The 4,232-nt window shown below is 33.3% G+C and carries 5 protein-coding genes; all 5 read left to right on the top strand.

Annotated elements, in window-relative coordinates:
• Positions 1-195: 195 nt before the first annotated feature.
• Positions 196-786, top strand: a complete 591-nt coding sequence (gene fapR, locus ENO17_09070) for a transcription factor FapR (GenBank protein HER25184.1) — start codon at positions 196-198, stop codon at positions 784-786.
• The gene (gene plsX / locus ENO17_09065; protein ID HER25183.1) at positions 783-1,760 is read left to right on the top strand and encodes a phosphate acyltransferase PlsX; all 978 of its coding nucleotides are present in this window, start codon (positions 783-785) and stop codon (positions 1,758-1,760) included. Before fapR ends, plsX begins: the two co-directional genes overlap by 4 nt.
• Positions 1,761-1,807: 47 nt before the next feature.
• Positions 1,808-2,800 (top strand): ketoacyl-ACP synthase III, encoded by a 993-nt coding sequence (locus tag ENO17_09060; protein HER25182.1) that lies wholly within the window; start codon positions 1,808-1,810, stop codon positions 2,798-2,800.
• 41 nt (positions 2,801-2,841) lie between these two features.
• Positions 2,842-3,792, top strand: a complete 951-nt coding sequence (gene fabD, locus ENO17_09055) for a [acyl-carrier-protein] S-malonyltransferase (GenBank protein ID HER25181.1) — start codon at positions 2,842-2,844, stop codon at positions 3,790-3,792.
• A gap of 1 nt (position 3,793) precedes the next feature.
• Positions 3,794-4,232: SDR family NAD(P)-dependent oxidoreductase (locus tag ENO17_09050; protein ID HER25180.1), on the top strand; the 439-nt coding region annotated here is incomplete at its 3' end.

The following is a 4,232-nucleotide window of genomic DNA, read 5'->3' as shown; positions in this document are numbered from 1 at the left end:
GAAATAAATCATAAATATCATTTTTATAAAATGTAAGAAAGTGTCACAGTTAATTTTTAGAATGTGGCACTTTTTTTATTTCCTAATCAAATAACAATATGTTTGATTTTTTAATACGACTAATGTATAATACTTACAATTAGTAGTTACTAATAATATGTGCTATTAATAAAAATAAAATAGGTGGCTAGGAAAATGATTCAAAATATAAATAAATTAGAAAGACAAAAAAGAATAAAGGAATATATTTCCAAGGACCCATTTATTTCTGATAAACAACTTGCTGAACTATTTAAGATTAGCGTGCAAACTATTCGATTAGACCGATTGGAAATGGGAATCCCCGAAATGAGAAAAAGAATTGTACAGGTAGCCAAAAATACTTCTTCCAAAGATAAGGTAAAATCTCTAAAAAAAGAAGAGATAATCGGAGAATTAATTGATATAGAGTTGGGAAAAAACGGAATTGCTATCTTGAAGACTACAAAAGATATGGCTTTTGGAAGAACCGGGATCGTTCGAAGTCATTATATCTTTTCTCTGGCTGATTCATTGGCCATTTCCATTATTGACGCAGAAGTTGCTTTAACGGGAATTGCTCGATTAAGTTACAAAAATCCTGTATATGCTGGACAAACTTTAGTTGCCAAGGCAAGAGTTGCTCGAAATAGAGGTAATAAATATTTAGTATCTGTGCATGTAAAGTCTGATCAAAGGGAAGTATTTACCGGGAAATTGGTAATTTTTTCGGTGAACGATAAATTAAAAAGGAGAGAATATAGATGAAAATAGCTCTTGATGCCATGGGGGGAGATTATGCCCCCAAAGAAGTTGTAGAAGGGGCAATTTTAGCCACAGAAGAAAGAGATTTAGAAATTATTTTATTAGGTAATGCAGAGAAAATTAAAGAAGAATTAATTAAATATAAATATAAGAAAGATAAATTATCGATCATAAATTGTAAACAATACATTGAAACCGGTGATTTTCCTTTAGATGCCCTACGAAATAAAAAGGATTCTTCTATTGTGATAGGCATGAAATTAATAAAAAATAATCAGGCTGATGCTTTTATTTCTGCCGGAAATAGTGGAGCAGTTATGGCAGCGGCATTATTAGAGTTGGGGTGTGTCCCTCAAATACGCCGTCCTGCCATCTGTGCCATATTACCCTCGGCGAAAGGAAAAGTATTGATATTAGATGTGGGTGCAAATGTTGATTGTAAACCGGAATACCTCGTTCAGTTTGCCTTTATGGGAAATGAATACGCTCAAAATGTTTTAGGGATAGAAAATCCAAAAATAGGTATGCTAAATATTGGAGAAGAAGGGAACAAAGGAAATAAATTTGCCCAAAATGCTTATAAAAGCTTAAAAAATAGCAACATTAATTTTGCGGGAAATGTTGAAGGTAAGGATATTTTTAAGGGAAAGGTAGATGTAATAGTATGTGATGGATTTACTGGAAATATATTATTAAAATCTTCTGAAGGTTTAGCAAAATTGCTTTTAACCGAGGTGAATAATATGATAATTAGTCAACTTCCTCAGAATCAAGAAATGGATAAATTAAAGGAAAGATTTATGAATTTAGTAAAAATAACCGACTATACCGAGCATGGGGGATCTCCTCTTTTGGGTATAAACGGGTTATGCTTTATATGTCATGGGCGTTCTAAAGCAAAAACTTTTAAAAATGCGTTACTTAATACCGCTAAATTTATCGATGCCGATATCATTAAGCACTTTAAAGAAATATAAATACCAAAAAAATAATCCAAATAACCAGAAGGGGATAACGCTATTTAATGGAAAATATAAAAAATGTTAGAGTAATTGGAACAGGTTCTTATGTTCCCGAAAAAGTTTTAACCAATGAAGATTTAGAAAAGATAGTAAATACAAATCATCAGTGGATTATCACCAGAACCGGTATCAACGAACGCCGTATAGCTGAAGATAATGAAGCAACCTCAGATATAGCTGTAAAGGCAGCTTTGAGGGCACTAGAAGATGCAAATATAAAACCCCAGGAGATTGATTTAATATTGGTCGCGACTAATTCTCCGGATATGATCTTCCCGGCTACTGCTTGCCTGGTTCAAAAAAGAATTAAAGCCGTAAACGCCGCAGCTCTTGATCTGCAAGCCGGTTGTAGTGGTGCGATTTATGCCTTAATTACTGCCTGGCACTATATCGCTTCAGGCTTTTATAATAATGCTTTAGTCATCGGAGCAGAGACTCTCTCAAAATTTGTTGACTGGACGGACAGAAATACTTGTATTCTTTTTGGTGATGGAGCAGGCGCGGCTGTTTTAAAAGCCGATAAGGAGAAAGGAATTATTTCTGGTTGTTTATCAGCAGATGGATCGTACGGCGATTTGATTATGATACCAGCCGGACTTTCCAAAAATCCTGCTTCCCATGAAACTGTAGAAAAGAAAATGCATTATGTCAAGATGAAGGGGAATGAAGTATTTAAGCTTGCTGTTAAAAATATGAAAAGAACTACGATAAAAACTTTGGATAAATGTAAACTTTCGGTAGAAGATATAGATTGTTTTATTCCGCATCAAGCCAACATCAGAATTATTTCTGCTCTGGCTAGAGTTTTAAGGCTAAAAAAAGACAAAGTTTTTATTAATTTAAATAAATATGGAAATACCTCAGCTGCTTCTGTTTTGATTGCTCTTGATGAGGCAGTAAAAGAAGGTAAGATTAAAAATGGTGATATAGTAGTGTTGACTGCCTTTGGAGCAGGGTTAACTTGTGGAACCATTATTCTAAAATGGATTGAATAATCTCGATAATATAATAGAGAAAAGGAGCTGTAAGGTAGATAATGCATAAAATAGCTTTTGTATTTCCCGGTCAAGGTTCTCAAAAACTGGGCATGGGAAAAGACTTAATAGAAAATTACCCGGAAGCAAATAATTTGTTTAGTTTAGCCAATAAAGCTTTAAAAAAAGAAGGAGTGGATATTAGTAAAATTTGTTTCGAGGGACCAGAAGAAGATTTAAAAAATACTATTAACACTCAGCCGGCTATTTTAACTATCAGCACAATTTTATGTAAATTACTAAGAAATAATAAAATTGAACCTTCTGTAGTTGCCGGACATAGTTTAGGAGAATATTCAGCTTTAGTAGCCAGTTCTGCTATTAAATTTGAAGATGCAGTGAAGCTAGTAAGGAAAAGAGGGGAATACATGCAAAATGCAACTCCAGTTGGAAGAGGTTCAATGTTGGCAATTATAGGATTATCCAAAGATGCAATAAATGAAATGTGTGAAAAAATTAGAGATATTGGGAAAGTAGAAATTTCCAATCATAATTCTCCCACTCAAATTGTAGTTTCCGGTGAGATTAAAGCATTGGAAAAGTTAGCAATAATGGCTAAAGAGAAAGATGCCAGGATGGTGATATCTTTAAAAGTAAGCGCTCCTTTCCACTCGTCATTTATGGAGTCTGCCAAAGAAAATTTAGCGAGATATTTGGAACAAGTAAAAATAGACAATCCTAAAATACCTGTCAATTGTAATGTTAGCGGAGATTATATATATAATAAAGAGGAAGTTAAATCCTCTCTGATTAGACAAATGACTCATCCTGTACAATGGGTTGAATCAATAACTAATATGTATTCCAAAGGAATTAATTATTTTATAGAAGTGGGTCCCGGAAAGGTATTGAAAGGATTGATTAAACAGATCATTCCAGAGACCAATGTCTTTAATGTTTTTGATTCGACTTCTCTGCAAAATGTAGTCAAAAAAATAGGGGAGGTCTTATAAGATGGGACTATCTGGGAAAGTTGCTTTAATTACCGGTTCAGCTAGAGGGATAGGCAGAGCTATTGCCCAGGAATTGGCAATCCATGGGGCAAATATAATTGTTAATGATATTTTAGAAAAAAATGAAATCGATAAATCTTTGGAAGAAATAAAAAAAAATGGTAATATAGCGATTGGGATAAAAGCTGATGTAACTGAATTCGATGAAGTAGATAGAATGATAAAGGAGATTATTAATAAATTTGGAAAAATAGATATATTAGTAAACAATGCAGGTATAACTCGAGATTCTCTTTTAATCAGGATGAAAGAAGAGGATTGGGATGCAGTGATAAGAATAAATCTAAAAGGCACTTTTAATTGTTCTAAATCTGTGGCAAAATATATGATGAGACAAAAGAGCACTGATAAAATTGTAAACATCTCCTCAGTTATCGGAT

The organism is Candidatus Atribacteria bacterium (assembly GCA_011056645.1).
In the GTDB taxonomy this organism is placed as follows: domain Bacteria; phylum Atribacterota; class Phoenicimicrobiia; order Phoenicimicrobiales; family Phoenicimicrobiaceae; genus Sediminicultor; species Sediminicultor quartus.
The sequence above is the reverse complement of the archived record's forward strand: the minus strand, read 5'-3'. Positions and strand labels throughout refer to the sequence as shown.

Coding starts and splice junctions, on each gene's coding strand:
- fapR (HER25184.1), top strand. CDS start 196: ATGATTCAAAATATAAATAAATTAGAAAGACAAAAAAGAATAAAGGAA.
- plsX (HER25183.1), top strand. CDS start 783: ATGAAAATAGCTCTTGATGCCATGGGGGGAGATTATGCCCCCAAAGAA.
- ENO17_09060 (HER25182.1), top strand. CDS start 1,808: ATGGAAAATATAAAAAATGTTAGAGTAATTGGAACAGGTTCTTATGTT.
- fabD (HER25181.1), top strand. CDS start 2,842: ATGCATAAAATAGCTTTTGTATTTCCCGGTCAAGGTTCTCAAAAACTG.